This window comes from Pseudomonas sp. CM27 (assembly GCF_013179515.1).
In the GTDB taxonomy this organism is placed as follows: Bacteria; Pseudomonadota; Gammaproteobacteria; order Pseudomonadales; family Pseudomonadaceae; genus Aquipseudomonas.
Genome location: NZ_JABMCN010000041.1, coordinates 11,396 through 28,937 on the forward strand (window position 1 = coordinate 11,396; position 17,542 = coordinate 28,937).

General features: G+C 62.5%; 17 protein-coding genes. 9 read left to right on the top strand and 8 right to left on the bottom strand.

Annotation, left to right across the window (positions count from 1 at the left end; genetic code table 11):
* Positions 1–56 precede the first annotated feature (56 nt).
* On the top strand, positions 57–347 hold the full coding sequence (locus tag HP547_RS07500) for a DUF1778 domain-containing protein (RefSeq protein WP_172223584.1): 291 nt from the start codon (positions 57–59) through the stop codon (positions 345–347).
* Positions 305–826: a GNAT family N-acetyltransferase gene (locus HP547_RS07505; RefSeq protein WP_172285931.1), complete on the top strand. Its 522-nt coding sequence runs from the start codon at positions 305–307 to the stop codon at positions 824–826. Before HP547_RS07500 ends, HP547_RS07505 begins: the two co-directional genes overlap by 43 nt.
* Here HP547_RS07505 and HP547_RS07510 read toward each other — a convergent pair whose 3' ends face one another.
* The 3 genes from HP547_RS07510 to HP547_RS07520 all read right to left on the bottom strand — a co-directional run bounded on the left by HP547_RS07510 (position 827) and on the right by HP547_RS07520 (position 4,254).
* Complete coding sequence (locus HP547_RS07510; protein WP_172285932.1) at positions 827–2,257, bottom strand: aldehyde dehydrogenase family protein; 1,431 nt, start codon at positions 2,255–2,257, stop codon at positions 827–829.
* Positions 2,258–2,270: 13 nt separating this feature from the next.
* Positions 2,271–3,770 carry a cytosine permease gene (locus HP547_RS07515; protein ID WP_172285933.1) on the bottom strand — a complete coding sequence of 500 codons (1,500 nt, stop codon included), beginning with the start codon at positions 3,768–3,770 and terminating at the stop codon, positions 2,271–2,273.
* Between the two features lie 94 nt (positions 3,771–3,864).
* A complete protein-coding gene (locus HP547_RS07520) occupies positions 3,865–4,254 on the bottom strand; it encodes a nuclear transport factor 2 family protein (RefSeq protein WP_172224556.1) in 390 nt (129 codons plus the stop codon).
* A gap of 228 nt (positions 4,255–4,482) precedes the next feature.
* On the opposite strand from HP547_RS07520, the gene HP547_RS07525 reads away from it, so the two are divergent.
* The 7 genes from HP547_RS07525 (at position 4,483) to HP547_RS07555 (ending at position 12,609) form a co-directional block, all read left to right on the top strand.
* On the top strand, positions 4,483–5,484 hold the full coding sequence (locus HP547_RS07525) for a Fic family protein (RefSeq protein WP_172285934.1): 1,002 nt from the start codon (positions 4,483–4,485) through the stop codon (positions 5,482–5,484).
* Positions 5,485–5,811: 327 nt separating this feature from the next.
* Positions 5,812–6,630 carry a polyphosphate kinase 2 gene (gene ppk2 / locus HP547_RS07530; RefSeq protein WP_172224550.1) on the top strand — a complete coding sequence of 273 codons (819 nt, stop codon included), beginning with the start codon at positions 5,812–5,814 and terminating at the stop codon, positions 6,628–6,630.
* 36 nt (positions 6,631–6,666) lie between these two features.
* Positions 6,667–7,863, top strand: coding sequence for a monovalent cation:proton antiporter-2 (CPA2) family protein (locus tag HP547_RS07535; RefSeq protein WP_172285935.1), 1,197 nt, complete (start codon positions 6,667–6,669; stop codon positions 7,861–7,863).
* Positions 7,864–7,901: 38 nt separating this feature from the next.
* Positions 7,902–8,999, top strand: a complete 1,098-nt coding sequence (locus tag HP547_RS07540) for an AI-2E family transporter (RefSeq protein WP_172224544.1) — start codon at positions 7,902–7,904, stop codon at positions 8,997–8,999.
* Between the two features lie 7 nt (positions 9,000–9,006).
* The gene (locus tag HP547_RS07545) at positions 9,007–10,521 is read left to right on the top strand and encodes an efflux transporter outer membrane subunit (RefSeq protein WP_172285936.1); all 1,515 of its coding nucleotides are present in this window, start codon (positions 9,007–9,009) and stop codon (positions 10,519–10,521) included.
* Positions 10,518–11,609 carry an HlyD family secretion protein gene (locus HP547_RS07550; RefSeq protein WP_172285937.1) on the top strand — a complete coding sequence of 364 codons (1,092 nt, stop codon included), beginning with the start codon at positions 10,518–10,520 and terminating at the stop codon, positions 11,607–11,609. The genes HP547_RS07545 and HP547_RS07550 overlap by 4 nt, the downstream gene beginning before the upstream one ends.
* Positions 11,599–12,609, top strand: coding sequence for a DUF2955 domain-containing protein (locus tag HP547_RS07555; RefSeq protein WP_172224535.1), 1,011 nt, complete (start codon positions 11,599–11,601; stop codon positions 12,607–12,609). Before HP547_RS07550 ends, HP547_RS07555 begins: the two co-directional genes overlap by 11 nt.
* Before the next feature lies 1 nt (position 12,610).
* Here HP547_RS07555 and HP547_RS07560 read toward each other — a convergent pair whose 3' ends face one another.
* The 5 genes from HP547_RS07560 to HP547_RS07580 form a co-directional block, all read right to left on the bottom strand.
* On the bottom strand, positions 12,611–14,323 hold the full coding sequence (locus HP547_RS07560) for a SulP family inorganic anion transporter (RefSeq protein ID WP_172285938.1): 1,713 nt from the start codon (positions 14,321–14,323) through the stop codon (positions 12,611–12,613).
* Positions 14,324–14,456: 133 nt separating this feature from the next.
* The gene (gene ychF, locus HP547_RS07565; protein ID WP_172224527.1) at positions 14,457–15,557 is read right to left on the bottom strand and encodes a redox-regulated ATPase YchF; all 1,101 of its coding nucleotides are present in this window, start codon (positions 15,555–15,557) and stop codon (positions 14,457–14,459) included.
* 22 nt (positions 15,558–15,579) lie between these two features.
* Entirely contained in the window at positions 15,580–16,164 is a 585-nt protein-coding gene (gene pth, locus HP547_RS07570) for an aminoacyl-tRNA hydrolase (RefSeq protein WP_133331270.1), read from the bottom strand.
* A 79-nt stretch (positions 16,165–16,243) separates the two neighbouring features.
* Positions 16,244–16,840 carry a 50S ribosomal protein L25/general stress protein Ctc gene (locus HP547_RS07575; protein ID WP_172224524.1) on the bottom strand — a complete coding sequence of 199 codons (597 nt, stop codon included), beginning with the start codon at positions 16,838–16,840 and terminating at the stop codon, positions 16,244–16,246.
* A 118-nt stretch (positions 16,841–16,958) separates the two neighbouring features.
* Positions 16,959–17,542 (bottom strand): ribose-phosphate diphosphokinase (locus HP547_RS07580; RefSeq protein WP_039603561.1); only part of this gene is annotated, 584 nt, incomplete at its 5' end.

Here is a 17,542-nt window from a genome sequence, read left to right on the forward strand (position 1 = left end):
TAGTCGACAGAATGGGTCGATCTGGTGGCCCGCGTGGTACGGGCGAGGAGTCATCCATGGGTGAAGTGCATACACGGGACCGCAGTAAAACGGTGCCATTGAACATGAGGGTTGCCGAGCATCGCCGCGACCTGATCGACGCTGCAGTTGAAGTTGTTGGCGGTGATCGCACCAGCTTTGTGCTTGAAGCTGCCTGCAAGCGGGCCGAGGAAGTGCTCATGGAGCAACGCTTGTTCCTGCTTGATGAACAAGCCTATGACGCATTCACCCAGGCACTGGAAGACAACCCTATCAGGAGCAACGAATGCGTGAAGAAGCTGCTGGCAAGGCCGAAGCGCTGGCGCTGAGTGCTCCACAAGTGTTGAACGCGGACCATGACCTTGGCCAGTTCGATTGTGGGGAAGCTTCCATCAACAGCTACTTGTGGGACAAGGCACTGAAGGCCCAGCATGCCAAGCACGCGGTGGTCTATGTCAGCTGTTTTGCAGGCACCAACGCCGTCGCTGGTTTTTACACGTTGTCGAATGGGTCTGTGGCACGGGGCCACGGTATATCGGCTCGCCTGCGCCGCAATGCGCCTGACCACCTGCCGGTGGTCGTATTGGGGCGCATGGGTGTAACCCGCCAGGCTGCGGGGCAGGGTGTGGCAACCGACCTCCTGCAGGATGCGATCGAACGAGCACTGGCCGCCTCGGAGGTCGTGGGCTGCGTCGCGATGATCGTGCGTCCCCTTAGCGAGCGGCTGGAGAAGTTCTATGCCAAAAATGCTGGCTTCCGCCTCTGCCCCGAGCTGTCACCCAAGACGATGATGATGTCGCTGAAATAATCAGCCGAGGCACCGCGTCACATGCTTGACCGACTGATAGGCCGCCAGGCCCCAAGGCCCGAGCTCCCGCCCGATTCCACTGCCCTTGGTGCCGCCCCACGAGGTCTCGACGAACACCGCCTGCACCGAGTTGATCCACACATGGCCAACTTCCAGCGCGTCGGCCACCCGCTCGGCGCGTTCCAGGTCGGCAGAGCACACGGTAGCCACCAGCCCGAAGCGGCTGTCGTTGGCTTCGGCAATCGCCTGCTCCTCGGTAGCGAAGCGCCGTGCGCACAGCACCGGGCCGAAGATTTCCTCGCTCCACAGGCGGCTGCCCTTGGGCACATCGGTGTACAACGTCGGGCTGACGAACCAGCCCTCACGGTCCAGCGCCTTGCCACCGGCCAGGCAGCGCAAGCCTTCTTCCCGCGCCGTGGCAAAGTAGCTGGCCACTTTCAGCCACTGCGCCTGGCTGGTCAGCGGCCCCATGTCGACTTCCTCGGTCAGCGGGTTGCCCACCCGTAGCTGTTCCAGTGCGGCCTGCAAACGCGGCAGCAATGCATCGGCAATGCCGTCCTGCACCAGCAGCCGCGACGTGGCCGAGCACATCTGCCCGGCGTTCCAGCTGATACCGGCGACGATCCACGCCACCGCCTGGTCGACATCACAATCATCGAACACCACGATCGCCGACTTGCCGCCCAGCTCCAGTGTCACTGGCCGGCACTGCGCCGATGCGCTGCGCATCACCTGGCTGCCGACACTGTTGCTGCCGGTGAACGACAGCTTGTCCAGGCCGTTGTGGCTGCTTAGCGCAGCGCCGGTTTCGGCCTTGCCGTTGACGATGTTCACCACGCCTGCCGGCAGGCCAATCGCGTCGGCGATCTGGCCGTAGGCTAGTTCGATCAGTGGGGTAACTTCCGAGGGCTTGAGCACCACGGTGCAACCCGCGGCCAGGGCCGGAGCGAGCTTCCAGGCGCTGGTCACCAACGGGAAGTTCCACGGCACGATCAGCCCGACCACGCCTACCGGCTCCAGGCGTGTGCGCGCCGTGAAGCCCGGCGCAGCCAGTGGCACGTCACGGTTTTTCGACGGTAGCTGTTCGGCCAGTTCGGCGTAGTAGGCGAACGTGGCGATGGCGTCGTCCAGGTCAATTTCCGCCTCATGGCGTGGCTTGCCGTTGTTGCGCATCTGCAACGCAATCAACGCTTCGCGACGCTGCCCCAGCTGCTCGGCAAACCCGCGCAAGCAGGCAGCGCGCTCGCTGGCGCTGGTGTTCTTCCAGGCGGGCAGGGCGCCACGGGCGGCAGCCACGGCCTGGTCGACCTGGGCCACGCTCGCGGCCATGAATTCAGCAAAGGGCAGCCCGAGCGCAGGGTCGTTGACGCTGATGCAGTCGCTGCCCTGGCCTTCGACCCAGCGGCCGGCAATGTAGTGGGAAGTGGTCATGGTCGGTTTCCAGTCAGGCCATTTCGGCAGTGGTTACCGGCGTGTGCGCAGTGCTTTTGCAGCGCACCCAACGCGGCCCACGGGGGCCATACACGCCAGCAGGTTCAGGGAAAAGGTTGAGCAGCAGCAGGTACAGCACGCCGGCCAGCCCCAGGGTTACCGGCAGGCTCACGTCGATGCCGCCGGCCAGGTCGCCCAGCGGGCCGACGAACTGCCCCGGCAGGTTGACGAAGCACAGGCCGACCGCTGCGCTGGGCAGCCATGCGCCCATGCCGCGCCAGTTCCAGCCATGCAGGAACCAGTAGTGGCCGCCGCGCTGGCCGCGGGTAAACACCTGCAAGTCATCGGCATGGTAGAAACCGCGGCGGGTGATCAGCCCGAGAATCATGATCACCATCCACGGGCTGGTGCAGGTGATGATCAGCACGGCGAAGGTCGACACGCTCTGCACCAGGTTGAAGGTGAAGCGGCCAACGAAGATGAAGCCGATTGCCAGCACGCCGATCAGCAATGTGGCGCCGGCACGGCTGAGCAAACGCGGGAACACGCTCGACATGTCCAGGCCAGTGCCATACAGCGCGGTGGTGCCGGTGGACATGCCGCCGATCACCGCAATCAGGCATACCGGCAGGAAGAACCAGCTCGGTGCTACCGCCAGCAGGCCGCCGACATAGTTGTTGGCGGCGATGTAGTCCGGTGCGTGGGTGGCCACCAGGGTGGCGGTGCACAGGCCGAACAGAAACGGGATCAGCGTCGCACCCTGCGCTGCAACTACTGCCAGCATGATGCGCGCCTTGGGCGTTTCACGCGGGATATAGCGTGACCAGTCGCCAAGAAAAGCGCCGAACGAAACCGGGTTGCTCATGGCCAGGATCGCCGCGCCGACGAAGGCTGCCCAGAAGCCCGCCTGGCCTAGGTTGACGCTGCCCGCATAGCCGGCATCGAACGGCCCGGCGAAGGCGACAATGCCCAGCAGGAACAGCAGGCTCGAGGCCCACACGGCAATCTTGTTGACCCACAACATGAAACGGAAGCCGAAGATGCACACCACCAGCACCAGCACGGCGAACAAGCCATAGGCCAGGCCCAGGGTCAGGTCGGTTTCCGGCAGGCCGGCCAGGCGCTTGGCACCGCCGACCAAGGCATCACCAGAGCTCCACACCGACAACGAAAAGAACGCCACCGCAGTGAGCAGCGACAGGAACGAGCCGACGATACGCCCGTGCACACCAAAGTGTGCGCCAGACGACACGGCGTTGTTGGTGCCGTTGATTGCCCCGAACAGGCCCATTGGCGCGAGAATCAGCGCACCCACGGCGACGCCGAGCAGAATCGCCCACACGCCCGCCTGGAACGACAGCCCGAACAGTACCGGGAAGCTGCCCAGCACGGCTGTGGCAAAGGTATTGGCGCCGCCGAAGATCAGGCGGAACAGGTCCAGCGGGGCGGCGTCGCGTTGATCGTCGGGGATCTGTTCGACGCCATTGGTCTCGATACCGGTCGAGTGGCTCATGGTGATGCTCCAGCGCGGTTGTTGTGGGCCGGCGCAGTGCGCGGGCCTTGTTGTGGGTGCGATGGCAGGGCGGCAAGGCCGCTAGAAACAACGATCAGGCTGGTGATGCGACCGACAGGTGCTCGTGGCAGGCGAGCCACTGCTCACCCTGGCGGCGGAAGACGATGGTCTCGCGCTCGCTCAACTGGTGGTCTTCACCGGCGATGCGGATATGCGTGGCTACATCGTGCATGAAGATGGCCACGTCCCCTTGCAGGCTCACATGGGCATTACCCGACTCGCAGGCCAGCACTGCAAAGCCCTCTGCCTGCCACTGGGCCCAGAGCTGCTCGTAGGCACGGCGCGACAGCAGCGGTTGCGGCAAGGTGTGGAAAAGGAACGTGGCGTCTTCGCTGAAGCAGGCGAAATAGCGGGCGGTGTCGTTGCTGGCAAACGCGGCAACGAGGGCAGCGGCGGCTTGCCGTACCTGGAGTGTCTGGTCCACGGGAGTGGCCTCACGGTTTTTGTGATTGTGGTGAAGCGATTCTGGTGGCGATGGGCGAGGGGAAAAATCGCTGGCGGCAAATAATCAGTTCAGGAATTTGTGAAGTGATGTTCGTGCTTCCTTTACCCCGTGATGTCCCTGGATTAAGGTGAGCGCGGTCGTGGTAATCATTTTGTGGCAGTTACGCACCGGTGTCGCGACGCTCTCGATTCCCATGGACCGCAGGCAATGAGCAACTACCAACCACCGCTGACTGTGACTCCTCGGATTCTGGCACTGGTAGCCGAAATCAGTGAGCAAGTGGGTTTTTTGACTACCTACTGCGACGCAGCGCTGACACCGCAGCTGCGCCGTGGTAACCGTATTCGCACTATCCAGGCATCACTGGCGATAGAAAACAACACCTTGAGCGTAGAGCAGGTAACAGCGTTGCTCGACGGCAAGCGCGTGATGGGCTTGCCGCGTGAAATCCAGGAGGTGCGCAATGCATTCGCTGCGTATGACGCGATGCCAGGTTGGCGTGCCGACGCCCAGAGTGATCTGCTCGCTGCGCACGGTTTGCTGATGCATGGGCTGATTGATGACGCTGGCCGCTATCGTCGGGGTGGCGTAGGCATTTACCGCGGCTCCCGCCTGCTGCATATGGCACCACCTGCCAGTCGAGTCGCGACACTGGTACAGGATTTACTTGATTGGCTGGCAAGCAACGATTGGCACCCGCTGATCACCAGCTGTGTTTTCCATTACGAGTTTGAATTCATTCACCCGTTTGCAGATGGCAATGGGCGAATGGGGCGGCTCTGGCAGACCCTGTTGCTCAGCCGGTGGCGGCCGGTGCTGGCGTTCCTACCGGTGGAAACGGTTATTCGAGAGCAGCAGGACGCTTACTACGCTGCCCTGGCGGCGGCTGACCAAGCCGCGGAATCAACCCCTTTTGTTGAATACATGCTCGGAGCCTTGCTGCAGGCGCTTGTCGAAGCCAAACAAAGCAATCCAGCGACCGACCAAGTAACCGACCAAGTAACCGACCAAGTAGCGAGTCTCTTGAATGTAATGCCTGTGGGTATCGCCTTGAAGGCCGGGGAGCTTATGCAACAGCTGGGTCTTTCGCACCGGGCCACATTCCGCAAGAGTTACTTGCACCCGGCCCTCGCTGCTGGATTGATCGAGATGACAGACCCTGATTCTCCTCGTAGTCCCAAGCAGCGGTATCGGCGCGTTACAAAGTAGGCTCGTTAGCGAAAAACTCAAATACGGCCACTGCTCTGGGGCGGCCATCGACCAGAAGCCGCTGTTGAGCCCAACAACAATCCTTGTGGGAGCAACTGTCTTGCGCAGAATTTAAAAAGCGTGCGCGATCCCTGTGGGAGCGGGTAAACCCGCTCCCACAGGGATTGCATCAGGACTTTCAGGTGCTTTTGCAGAGCACCTGTCATCTGCTGCAATCAATATTCAGCAACCTTTCCGCCATCTCCCCTGATGCCGGCACGGCAAGCGAAGCAGCAAACTGCCATGGATCAACCATACTGACTCTTCATTCGCCCTGTGGAGAGGGACATGTCGAAGCCATCAAGGAAAAAAGCCACCCAGGACCAGCACGAGAAACTGGGTGGCAAGGCTTACGAAAAAGCGCTCAAGCCCCTGCATGTCGAGCTGGTCAAGCTGCAGGAGTGGGTGGTGGCCAAGGGCTTGAAGGTGTGCATTGTCTTCGAAGGCCGCGACGGTGCAGGCAAGGGCGGCACCATCAAGGCCATCACCGAGCGCGTCAGCCCCCGGGTGTTTCGCGTAGTGGCGCTGCCGGCTCCGACCGAGCGGGAAAAAACCCAGATGTACGTGCAACGCTACCTGGGCCACCTGCCCGCAGCAGGCGAAGTGGTGATCTTCGACCGCAGCTGGTACAACCGCGCCGGTGTCGAGCGGGTGATGGGTTTTTGCAGCGATGAGCAGGCCAGCAAGTTCCTCAGTGTGGTGCCGCTGTTCGAGAAGATGATGGTCGAGTCGGGCATCATTCTTGTCAAATACTGGCTTGAAGTCAGCGCCGAAGAGCAGACCCGCCGCCTGCAGGACCGCATCAACGACGGCCGCAAGCTATGGAAGCTGTCGCCGATGGACCTCAAGTCGTATACCCGCTGGGATGCCTACACCAAGGCCCGCGACGACATGTTCGCCGCCTCCGACTCGTCATGGGCGCCGTGGTTCGTAGCCCATTCCAACGACAAGCGCCGCGCCCGGCTGAACATCATCAGCCACATGCTGACGCGCATTCCCTACAAGGACATCACCCGCGAGCAGATCGTGAAGCTGCCCAAACGCGGCAAGATCGGCAAATACCAGCCCTTGGCCTACCCGTTCAAAGCGGTCGAAGAGCGTTTCTGATCCCGCCCTTGCGGGCAATAGCGAGGGTGCGAGTCTATGCCACATGACGGCAGCTTGCTGCAGGCGACAGTGGTGTTCCTGTTGGCTGTGGTGCTTCTTGTGCCGCTTGCGCAGCGGTTGAAAATGGGCGCAGTCCCCGGCTATCTGTTGGCCGGTATGCTGATCGGGCCCTCGGTGCTTGGCCTGCTGAACAACCCGGACAACGTTGCACGCCTGTCGGAGATGGGTGTGGTCATGCTGTTGTTCGTCATTGGCCTTGAGCTTTCCCCCAGGCGCTTGTGGACCATGCGCCGGGCGTTGTTTGGCGTTGGCACATTGCAGGTGGGCCTGACGGCACTGCTACTGGGGCTGTGCGCCTATTTCCTGTTTGACCAATCAAAGGCGGCTGCAATCGTGCTGGGGCTGGGCCTGGCCTTGTCATCCACGGCCTTTGGCCTGCAGGTACTGGCCGAGCGCAAGGACCTGGGCAAGCCACACGGGCGCCTGGCCGTGGCAATTCTGTTGTTCCAGGACATTGCTGCCATTCCACTGATTGCCGTGGTGCCAATGCTGGGGGGGGATAGCAGTGCCGCCGAAGAACGTGGCTGGCCGGTGCTCGCGGTATTGGCCGGTATTGGCGTGCTGATCGTGTTCGGCCGCTACCTGTTCACCCCGGTCTTCAAATGGACGGTCGGCTCGGGTTTGCCAGAGCTGTCGACGGCTACCGCGTTGCTGGTGGTGCTGGGGGCGGCCTGGCTTATGGAGCATGTGGGGGTGTCGATGGCGCTGGGCGCCTTCCTGGCTGGCGTGCTGATGGCAGATTCGCCGTTTCGACATGAGCTGGAAACCCAGATCGAGCCGCTCAAAGGCCTGCTCCTCGGGCTGTTTTTCGTCGGTGTCGGCATGAGTGCCGACCTGCGGCTGCTGTTTGGCATGCCGCTGATAGTGTTGGGTCTGACATTGTTGCTGATGGCAGTCAAGTTACCCCTGCTGTTTGGGCTGGCACGCACGGCGGGCGGGCTCAACAGGGCCCAGGCCTTGTGCCTGGCGGTGGTGCTGGCGTCTGGCGGGGAGTTTGCGTTCGTGGTGTTCAAGCTGGCGCTTGACCATCAGGTGCTGACGCAGCAAGTGCACGATCTGCTGGTACTGGCCATCACCTTGTCGATGGCCGTGGTGCCCTTGGTGATGATGGCCCTGGCCCGGCAGTTGCGTGATGACAACCCTGCGCAGCCAAGCCCTGAAACGGGCCACTGACCGCGCCATGCGGCGCACTGAGTGTTCGGAGGTGATCCATGCAGCCGAGTTTCAAGCTGGACAGCAATCTGTCACGGGGGTTGCTCGATGTACTCATCAAGGCTGGCCTGGTGGCTGCTCTGGTGGTGTTCGCCTTCCAGACGTTCCAGCCATTCCTGGAGTTGATGCTGTGGGCGATGATTCTGGCGATTACCTTGTACCCACTGCATCGTCGCCTTCAGCACCGCACCGGGCTCAAGCACGGCTATGCAGCGACACTGGTGGTGGTGCTGCTGCTGTTGGTGTTGTTGGTGCCGATCTACCTGGTAGTGATGTCCATCGGTGAGTCGGTGGACAGCATGGTGGGCCTGCTCAGGAGCGGTGCCTGGAGTGTGCCTTCACCCCCTGAGTCGGTGGCTGCCTGGCCGCTGATCGGGCCGAAGGTGCATGCGCTCTGGCTGGCCGCCTCCCAGAACATGGCCAGCGTCCTGAACCAATGGATGCCCCAGCTCAAGGGCGCCGGGCTTACCCTGCTGGGGGCTGCAGCCAGTGCTGGCGGGGCCTTCCTGCTGTTTATCGGAGCAATAATCATTTCTGGGGTGCTCATGGCTTTTGGTGAGCGTGGCGAAGTTGCAGCGCAGCGCATCGCCATGCGGGTATCGGGCGAAGAGCGTGGCAAGCCGCTGGCCAGACTGTGCACGGCTACCATACGCGCAGTGGCGCAAGGCGTGATCGGCATTGCCTTTATTCAGATGCTGCTGATCGGTGTCGGTTTTGTAGTGAAGGGCGTCCCCGGGGCCGGGATGCTGGCCATTGTCATCCTCATGCTGGGCATTGCCCAGGCACCGGCTACCTTGATTACGCTGCCGGTCATCATCTATGTGTTCAACGCCGAAGGCTTCACCGTGGCGACTGTGATTTTCGCCATCTACACCTTCGTCGCCGGACTGGCCGACAACGTGCTCAAGCCGCTGTTGCTGGGGCGAGGGGTTGATGTGCCGATGCCAGTGGTGCTTATCGGGGCTCTGGGCGGCATGGTGGTCAAAGGCATCATCGGCTTGTTCATCGGCCCGGTGATCCTGGGCGTGACCTACGTACTGTTCTGGCAATGGGTTGCGCTGCAGGTGCCGGAGCAGCCGGCGCCACCTGCGCCCTGAGCTTGCCATGGCCAACCGCTGGCATGGCCTTGCGCTGCTGATTGTGCTGGTGGGGTGTACCCGGGTCGGGCCGGATTTCGCAGCGCCTCAGACCCCGTGGCTGGGTAGCTGGAGTACGCCGTTGCTAGAGCAGGCGGTGCGTAGCGCTGCGGCGCCTGATTTGCGCCAGTGGTGGGCGGTGTTCACCGACCCGACGCTGAACGCGCTGATTTCCGAGGCCGATACCAATAACACCAACCTGCGCGTGGCAGGCCTGCGTATCGCTGAAGCCCGCGCCCAACTGGCCATCGTGCAGTCCGGTCGCTATCCGCAATTGCAGCAGTTGAGTGCGCAGAGCTTGTACCTGAAGCAGAACCAGTCTGGTACTGCCAGCGCTCGTGACTCGGTGTTCTGGCAGGCCAGCGTCGGTTTCGACATCGCTTGGGAAGTCGACTTCTGGGGCCGATTCAGTCGGGCAATCGAAAGCGCTGATGCCGTTTATTTCGCCTCCCAGGCCAACTACGCCGACGCCATGCTGCTGTTGCGAGCGCAGGTGGCTGACACCTATTTCGCCCTGCGTACAGCCGAGGCGCGGCTGGATATTGCGCAACAGAACGCCCGGCGCCAGGCACGTAGCCTGGAGATCACCGAACGGCTGTTCCGCCACGGTGAAAATGACGAACTGGACTGGCAACAGGCGCGTACCCAGTATCTGGCCACCCAGGCCACCATCCCGGAGTTCGAAAACCAGCTCAATGCCTTGCGCAACGTGCTGTGCTCGCTGCTGGGTCGTCCGCCAGGACCGCTGCCCCAGCTGGATGCGCAACACGGCGTTTTGCCTTTGCCGGACCGCGCCGTGCTTCACGACGTACCTGCCAGCCTGTTGCAACGGCGGCCGGACATTCGTGCCGCTGAACAGGCCGTGGCGGCGCAGTCTGCGCTGGTGGGCGTGGCCGAGGCGGACCTTTATCCACAACTGAGCCTTCTCGGCAGTATCGGCTGGACCTTGTTGTCGGCCAGTCACCTGCCCGACACCTTCGAGCTCGCCGCAGGCCCGAGCCTGATCTGGAACCCCTTCGATTACGGCCGGCGCAAGAACGCCGTCCGCGTGGAGGATGCCCGTCTGCAACAATTGATCGAGTTGTACCATCAGAGCGTGCGCGAAGCCGCCCGTGAGGCGGACGACGCCGCCAGTGGCCTGGTGCGTTCGCTGCAAAGCGCCAGCATTCGCCAGGAAGCCTCTCAGGCTGCCCAGCGTTCGTTGAACCTGGCCAGTTCGCAGTATCAGGAAGGCTTCGCCGACTTCCAGCGCGTGCTCGACGCCCAGCAACTGCTGCTGCAGCAACAGGATGGTTACCTGGTCAGTCGAGGCAATGCGGTGAGTAGCCTGGTGAGCCTGTACAAGGCGTTGGGGGGCGGCTGGGACAACACGCGCAAGCCGATCGACCCTGCCAGCCGCCAGCAGATGGAGAACCGTAGCGATTGGGGCGACCTGCTGAGCGAGCCGGCTGCTGCCAACCCTGAACAAGGTGAGCCAAAATGAGCGACGCCGCACAAACGCCGCCAGCCCCTGACCGCGGCATGCGCTGGATAGTTGTTCTGATCATCGTCAGTCTGGTCTGGTACCTGCTAGCCGACCGTTTTACACCCTACACCCAGCAGGCCCGGCTGCAGGCCTATGTTGTTCCGATCGCTGCTGAAGTGGCCGGGCAGATCAAACGCGTGGCGGTGGGCAACAACCAGGAAGTGCGCCGGGGTGATGTACTGTTCGAGCTCGATCAAGAGCAGTACAGCATTGCCCTGGCCCGCGCCGAAGCCGATCTCGATACCGTGCGCCGGCAGATCGGCGCCAGTACCGCTGGCATTGATTCGGCCCAGGCCGCGCTGGTGGCGGCCCAGGCCAACGAGCGCAAGGCGCGGCAGGACGCCGCGCGCCTCAAGCGGTTGATCGAAGAAGACCCCGGCACGGTATCGGTGCGTCGGCTGGAAGGCGCCCAGGCAACGCGCGACCAGGCCATAAGCCAGGTAGCGGCGGCGCGTGCCGAAGTCGAGCGCGCCCGTGAACAGCAGGGCGGCGCCGACGCCGACAACGCGCAACTGCGCAGCGCGACGGCCAACGTGGAAAAAACCCGTCTGGACCTGGCTCGCACCGTGGTGCGCGCCGATGCCAATGGTTTGATCACCGACCTGCGCACCGATGTTGGCCACTATGTCGGGGCGGGCAGCCCGATGATGACCCTGATCACGATTCATGACGTGTGGATCAGCGCCGACATGACCGAGAACAACCTCGGCCGCCTTCGCCCCGGCACCCCGGTGCTGGTGGTGCTCGACGCATTGCCCGGCACCGTGCTGAAAGGGCGGATACGCAGCATTGGCTACGGCGTGAGCGTGGGCCAGAGCACTCCGCCAGGCACGCTGCCGACTGTGCAGAACAGCCGCGAGTGGTTGCGTTCGGCGCAACGCTTTCCAGTGATAGTCGAACTGGAGCGCGACCAGCTGCAGGACAAGACCGCGCTGCGGGTCGGCGGCCAGGCCGAGGTCATGGCGCTGCCCGGTGAAGGCAATCCGTTGAACGTGCTGGGCCGGATGTTCATGTGGCTGATGAGCTGGCTATCTTATGCCTATTGAGCTGCGCGGCCTGCGTGCCATGCGCCTGGCCTGGGGCGTGGCGTTGTGCTTGGCCGCAAGCTTTGGCATGGGTTTGCCGGTGCCGATCCTGGCGCCGGTGTTCGCGGTGCTGCTGCTGGCCACGCGCAGCCAGCCGCTGCCACTCAAGGCGGCGCCGGCCCTGGCGGTGCTGGTACTGCTCAGTTGTGGCAGCGGGCTGCTGCTGATTCCGCTGTTGCGTCATGCCCCGGCGAGCGGTGTGTTGCTGGTGGGGGTGGGGGTGTTCCTGACCCTGCGCTACGCGCTGAAGGGCGGCAACGGCCTGTTGGCCAACCTGCTGGTAATCGGCTTGACCATGATTGCCGCTGCCGGCACCAGCGACTTCAGCTTGGCGCTGTCGGTGGTCGAAGCGCTGGCCAAAGGCATGCTTCTGGCGGTGTTGGGCTCTGCAGCGGCGCATGCGTTGTTCCCCGAGCCTGCCAATGCGCCACCGCAGCCGGCGCCTGCGCTACTGGGCAGCGAGCATGTGAGCTGGGTGGCGCTGCGTGCCACGCTGATTGTGATGCCTGCCTTTCTGCTGGCGCTGATAGCCCCAGACCAGTACATGCCCCTGATCATGAAAGCGGTGAGCGTGGGGCAACAGGCCGGCGAGACCCGCGCACGCCACGCCAGCCGCGAGCTGATCGGCTCGACCTTGCTGGCGGGGTTGTTGGCGATGCTGCTGTGGGGGGCGCTGAGCCTGTTTGTGCACGTGTGGATGTTCTTTCTGTGGGTGCTGCTGTTTGCTCTCTGGCAGGCGCGACGGTTGTACCAGGCGGTGCCGAACCGGCAGAGTCCGGCGTTCTGGGTCAGCTGCATCACCACCCTGCTGATCCTGCTGGGGCAGTCGGTGCAGGACAGCGCCGGCGGGCAGGATGTGTATAAAGCGTTTGCGGTGCGCATGGCCTTGTTTTTGGCGGTATCGGTGTATGCCAGTGCCATGCTGATCTGGATCGATCGGCGCCGGACCTGCGCAGGATAACCTACGGCTGCCAGTCAACCCCGGTGTCCTTCAGGTAAGCATCTACTGCCGCACCCACTGTGGGGTGAAAAGCCTTCTCGCCCATATGCTCGAACAACTCGAATCGGCGCATCTTGTCCTTCACGGGGTCTTTCATCTCGGCAAACTGCAACTCCACCCCACGCGCCTCTAGCGCCCGGTCCAGCTCGCCCAGCATGTCCGCCGAAGTGATGTCGATGCTGGTCACCGGCTCGGCTGCAATCACCAGTCGCTGCACCGGTGTTGGCGATGCTTCCAGCGCCGCCATCACGGTGCTCTGGAACTGCTCGGCATTGGCAAAGAACAACGGCGCGTCCCAGCGCAGCAGCACCAGCCCCGGGATCCGACGGGCCTGTGGATAACGCTGCACGTCATGGTAGCCACGCAGCCCCTCGGCACGGCCGAGCACCGCGTGGTGCGGCCGCCAGCCATCCCACAGGAACTCGATAACCGAAATCACCACGGCTATGCATATACCAGGAACCGCCCCGAACACGGCAACACCGACGAAACAGGTGAACGACAGCCAGAACTCCCACTGTTGCATGCGGAAGATGCGCTTGAGATCGGTGAACTCGAACAAGCCCAGTGCCGCGGCAATCACCACTGCCGCCAGTGCGCTGTTAGGCAGATGCTGCATCAGGTCTGGCGCGAGCAGCAGCAGGAGGGTGACCGCCAGTGCACCAATGATACCGGTAAGCTGGGTCTGCGCCCCGGCAGCCTCGGCTACCGGGGTACGCGACGAGCTGCTGCTGATCGGGATGCCCTGGAACAGCCCCGAGGCCAGGTTGGCTACACCCAGGCCGAACATTTCCTGGTTGGGGTTCACGGGCATTTTCAGACGTGCGGCGTAGGAGCGTGACAGCACACTGGTATCGGCGAACGACACCAGCGCTACGGCAATACCGCCCAAAACCACTTCGACCAGATCGATGTCTGTTACCCAGGGGAAGACGAGGCTAGGCAGGCCCTGAGGCAACTGGCCCAGTACCTTGACGCCCAGTTGGTCGAGATTGAACAGGCTCACCGCCAGCGTCGCCAGCACCACCGCGATGAGGATGCCCGGCAGGCGTTTGAAAGGCTTCAGCAATATGATCAGCATCAGGCTACCGGCGCCAACGATGAAGCTTGGCCAGTGCCCTTGGCCGTTGAGCAACGCCTGGCCCAGCAGCAAAAGGTCGCGCAGGGGGCCCTCGCTGTTCACTTTGAGGCCGAACAGCTTGGGTAACTGGCTGATCAGTACCGTAAGTGCGATGCCATTCATGTAGCCATAGCGGATAGGCTTGGACAGCAACTCGGTGATGAAGCCCAGGCGCAACAGCCCGGCGATCACGCAGAAAGCTCCCGCCACCAGGGCCATAAGGCTGGCGACGGCAATGGCGCGTTGCGGGTCGCTGGCAGCGTATTGCACCACTACCGCCAGGATCGGCGCGGCCAGGGCCGAGTCCGGGCCTAGCACCAGGATGCGGCTGGGGCCGAACAGGGCATAGGCCAGCAGCGGGATGATGGTGGCGTACAGGCCATAGATACCAGAGACGCCAGAGGCTTCGGCGTAGGCGATACCCACCGGTACCAGCATGGTGGTAAGGACCAGGCCGGCGGCGATGTCCCTGGGCAGCCAGGCAGGGTTGTAATGGAGCAGGGTCGCCAGGCCGGGTAACCAGCGTTGCCAGCCGACACGAGGTGTTTCGGGCATGATATGGGCTCTGGCGGGAGAGTGCTCGATCGAAGTCTAGATGCTCAAGGACCGGGCCGCTCGCAGATCCAGAAAAACAAAACCCCTTGAGGCGTGGGCCTCAAGGGGTTCTGTTGGGACTGCAGGCTGCCGCTTAGACGTTGAAGCGGAAGTGCATCACATCGCCGTCTTTAACGATGTAGTCCTTGCCTTCCAGGCGCCATTTACCGGCTTCCTTGGCACCGGCTTCACCCTTGAACTGGATGAAGTCGTCATAGGCCACTACTTCGGCGCGGATGAAGCCTTTTTCGAAGTCGGTGTGGATGACACCGGCCGCCTGCGGTGCGGTGGCACCGATGCGAACGGTCCAGGCGCGTACTTCCTGCACGCCGGCAGTGAAGTAGGTCTGCAGGTTCAGCAGTTCGTAACCGGCGCGGATCACGCGGTTCAGGCCAGGCTCTTCCAGGCCCAGGGCCTCGAGGAACATGTCCTTCTCTTCACCGTCGTCCAGCTCGGCGATTTCCGCTTCGATCTTGTTGCACACCGGCACCACCACCGCGCCTTCTTCCTCGGCAATGGCCTTGACCACGTCCAGGTGCGGGTTATTGTCGAAGCCGTCTTCGGCGACGTTGGCGATGTACATCACCGGCTTGCTGGTCAGCAGGTGGAAACCACGGATGACGGCTTTTTCGTCGTCAGCCATGTTCTTCATCAGGCTGCGCGCAGGCTTGCCTTCGGTGAAGTGCGGGATCAGCTTTTCGAGGATGGCCTTCTGCGCCAGGGCTTCCTTGTCGCCGCCCTTGGCGTTGCGCGCAACCTTCTGCAGCTGCTTCTCGCAGCTGTCGAGGTCGGCGAAGATCAGCTCGAGGTCGATGATCTCGATGTCACGCTTGGGGTCGACGCTGTTGGAAACGTGAATCACGTTCTCGTCTTCGAAGCAGCGCACCACGTGGGCAATGGCGTCGGTCTCGCGGATGTTGGCGAGGAACTTGTTGCCCAGGCCTTCGCCCTTCGAGGCACCGGCCACCAGGCCGGCGATGTCGACGAACTCCATGGTGGTCGGCAGGATGCGGTTAGGCTTGACGATCTCCGCCAGAGCCGCCAGGCGCGCATCGGGCATCGGCACGATGCCGCTGTTTGGCTCGATGGTGCAGAAAGGGAAGTTCTCCGCCGCGATGCCAGACTTGGTCAGGGCGTTGAACAGGGTGGACTTGCCGACGTTGGGCAGGCCGACGATGCCGCAATTGAAACCCATGGATATTCCCCTCTCTAGGAAATCAGGCCTTCTGGCTGTGCAGCTCGCGCATCGCCTTGGCGAAGTCGCCGGCAAGCACGTCCGGCAGCACGCCGAGGGCAAAATCGATGCTGGCGTCGAGCTTCTCCTGCTCGGCGCGCGGCGCGCGGCCCAGGACGAAGTTGGAGACCAGTTTGGCGTCACCCGGGTGGCCTATGCCAAGCCGCAGGCGGTAGAAGTCGTTCTGGTTGCCGAGCTGCGCGATGATGTCTCGCAGCCCGTTGTGCCCCCCATGGCCGCCGCCGCGCTTGAGCTTGGCAACGCCCGGAGGCAGGTCGAGTTCGTCGTGTGCCACCAGTATCGCTTCCGGTTTGATGCGGAAGAAATTGGCCAAGGCCGCCACGGACTGGCCGCTACGGTTCATGTAGGTGGTCGGGATCAACAAACGAACGTCGTTGCCCTGATGGCTGAACTTAGCCGTCAGGCCGAAATACTTTTTGTCAGCGGTCAGCGAAACACGCTGGGCGCTGGCAATGCGTTCAACGAAAAGAGCCCCTGCGTTATGCCGGGTCTGTTCGTATTCGGGGCCGGGGTTACCCAGGCCGACGATCAACTGGATGGCGGTCACGTCAGGGGCTCTTCCTTGGAGTTGTTGGGTTACAGGGCGCGCGGCACTGTAACCCGATCAACACCGGCGCGCGAGTGGATTACTCAGCGGCGCCTTCTTCAGCTTCTGGAGCAACGCGTGGAGCGTGAACGTTGGCAACAGCTTTGTCATCACCATGGGCCAGAGCTACGAACTCTACGCCTTTAGGAGCTTTCAGGTCCGACAGGTGGATGATGGTGCCGATTTCGGCGTTGGCCAGGTCAACTTCGATGAACTCAGGCAGGTCTTTGGCTTCGCAGGAAACTTCGATCTGCGATTCAACGTGCGAGATCTCGCCGCCTTTCTTGACCGGGGCTTCTTCGTTGATGAAGTGCACTGGAACAACAGCGGTCAGCTTCTGGCCAGCAACGACGCGAACGAAGTCGGCGTGCATGATGAAGCCTTTGGCCGGGTGACGCTGCATGGCCTTGACCACGACGTTCTGCTTGGCGCCGTCAACGTTCAGTTCGATAACGTGGCTGAAGGCAGCTTCGTTTTCGAACAGCTTGGCGATTTCCTTGGCCACGATGGTCAGGGATTGGGCTTCTTTATCGCCACCGTATACAACGGCCGGGATGCTCAGCGCGTGACGCAGGCGGCGGCTCGCACCTTTCCCCAGGTCAGTACGCGCTTGTGCGTTCAGAATGAAATCAGTCATTTTGTTTCTCCAAAATAGCCCCCCGAGGGCGTTTGCGACCAGCGCCAACGGGGATGGCAAAAAAGCCCCGCCCCAACACGTGTTGGGGCGGGGCGCTTCACATCAATACGGGTTCCGCTTAGCGGAACATCGCACTGATTGATTCTTCATTGCTGATGCGGCGTACCGCTTCAGCGACAACCGGTGCGATATCCAGCTGGCGGATACGGTCACAGGCCTGAGCAGCGGCGGACAGCGGAACGGTGTTGGTCACCACCAGCTCGTCCAGTACCGACTTCTCGATGTTCTCGATCGCGCGGCCCGACAGGACAGGGTGCGTGCAGTAGGCATAAACCTTTGCAGCGCCGTGTTCTTTCAGGGCTTTGGCCGCGTGGCACAAGGTGCCGGCGGTGTCGACCATGTCGTCTACCAGGATGCAGGTGCGCCCTTCGACGTCGCCGATGATATGCATAACCTCGGAGTGGTTAGCCTTTTCGCGGCGCTTGTCGATGATACCCAGATCGACACCCAGGGACTTGGCGACGGCGCGTGCGCGCACGACACCACCGATGTCCGGGGAGACGATCATCAGGTTCTCGAAACGCTGGTCCTCGATATCGTCGACCAGTACGGGCGAGCCGTAGATGTTGTCGACCGGGATATCGAAGAAACCCTGGATCTGGTCAGCGTGCAGGTCGACGGTGAGTACACGGTCGATACCTA

What these genes read in the sequence shown, in the direction of transcription:
- HP547_RS07575 (WP_172224524.1), bottom strand. Translation starts at nt 16,840, where the DNA reads ATGACTGATTTCATTCTGAACGCACAAGCGCGTACTGACCTGGGGAAA.
- HP547_RS07550 (WP_172285937.1), top strand. Translation starts at nt 10,518, where the DNA reads ATGAGCGACGCCGCACAAACGCCGCCAGCCCCTGACCGCGGCATGCGC.
- HP547_RS07545 (WP_172285936.1), top strand. Translation starts at nt 9,007, where the DNA reads ATGGCCAACCGCTGGCATGGCCTTGCGCTGCTGATTGTGCTGGTGGGG.
- HP547_RS07505 (WP_172285931.1), top strand. Translation starts at nt 305, where the DNA reads ATGCGTGAAGAAGCTGCTGGCAAGGCCGAAGCGCTGGCGCTGAGTGCT.
- HP547_RS07540 (WP_172224544.1), top strand. Translation starts at nt 7,902, where the DNA reads ATGCAGCCGAGTTTCAAGCTGGACAGCAATCTGTCACGGGGGTTGCTC.
- HP547_RS07515 (WP_172285933.1), bottom strand. Translation starts at nt 3,770, where the DNA reads ATGAGCCACTCGACCGGTATCGAGACCAATGGCGTCGAACAGATCCCC.
- HP547_RS07555 (WP_172224535.1), top strand. Translation starts at nt 11,599, where the DNA reads ATGCCTATTGAGCTGCGCGGCCTGCGTGCCATGCGCCTGGCCTGGGGC.
- ppk2 (WP_172224550.1), top strand. Translation starts at nt 5,812, where the DNA reads ATGTCGAAGCCATCAAGGAAAAAAGCCACCCAGGACCAGCACGAGAAA.
- ychF (WP_172224527.1), bottom strand. Translation starts at nt 15,557, where the DNA reads ATGGGTTTCAATTGCGGCATCGTCGGCCTGCCCAACGTCGGCAAGTCC.
- HP547_RS07510 (WP_172285932.1), bottom strand. Translation starts at nt 2,257, where the DNA reads ATGACCACTTCCCACTACATTGCCGGCCGCTGGGTCGAAGGCCAGGGC.
- HP547_RS07500 (WP_172223584.1), top strand. Translation starts at nt 57, where the DNA reads ATGGGTGAAGTGCATACACGGGACCGCAGTAAAACGGTGCCATTGAAC.
- HP547_RS07525 (WP_172285934.1), top strand. Translation starts at nt 4,483, where the DNA reads ATGAGCAACTACCAACCACCGCTGACTGTGACTCCTCGGATTCTGGCA.
- HP547_RS07560 (WP_172285938.1), bottom strand. Translation starts at nt 14,323, where the DNA reads ATGCCCGAAACACCTCGTGTCGGCTGGCAACGCTGGTTACCCGGCCTG.
- HP547_RS07535 (WP_172285935.1), top strand. Translation starts at nt 6,667, where the DNA reads ATGCCACATGACGGCAGCTTGCTGCAGGCGACAGTGGTGTTCCTGTTG.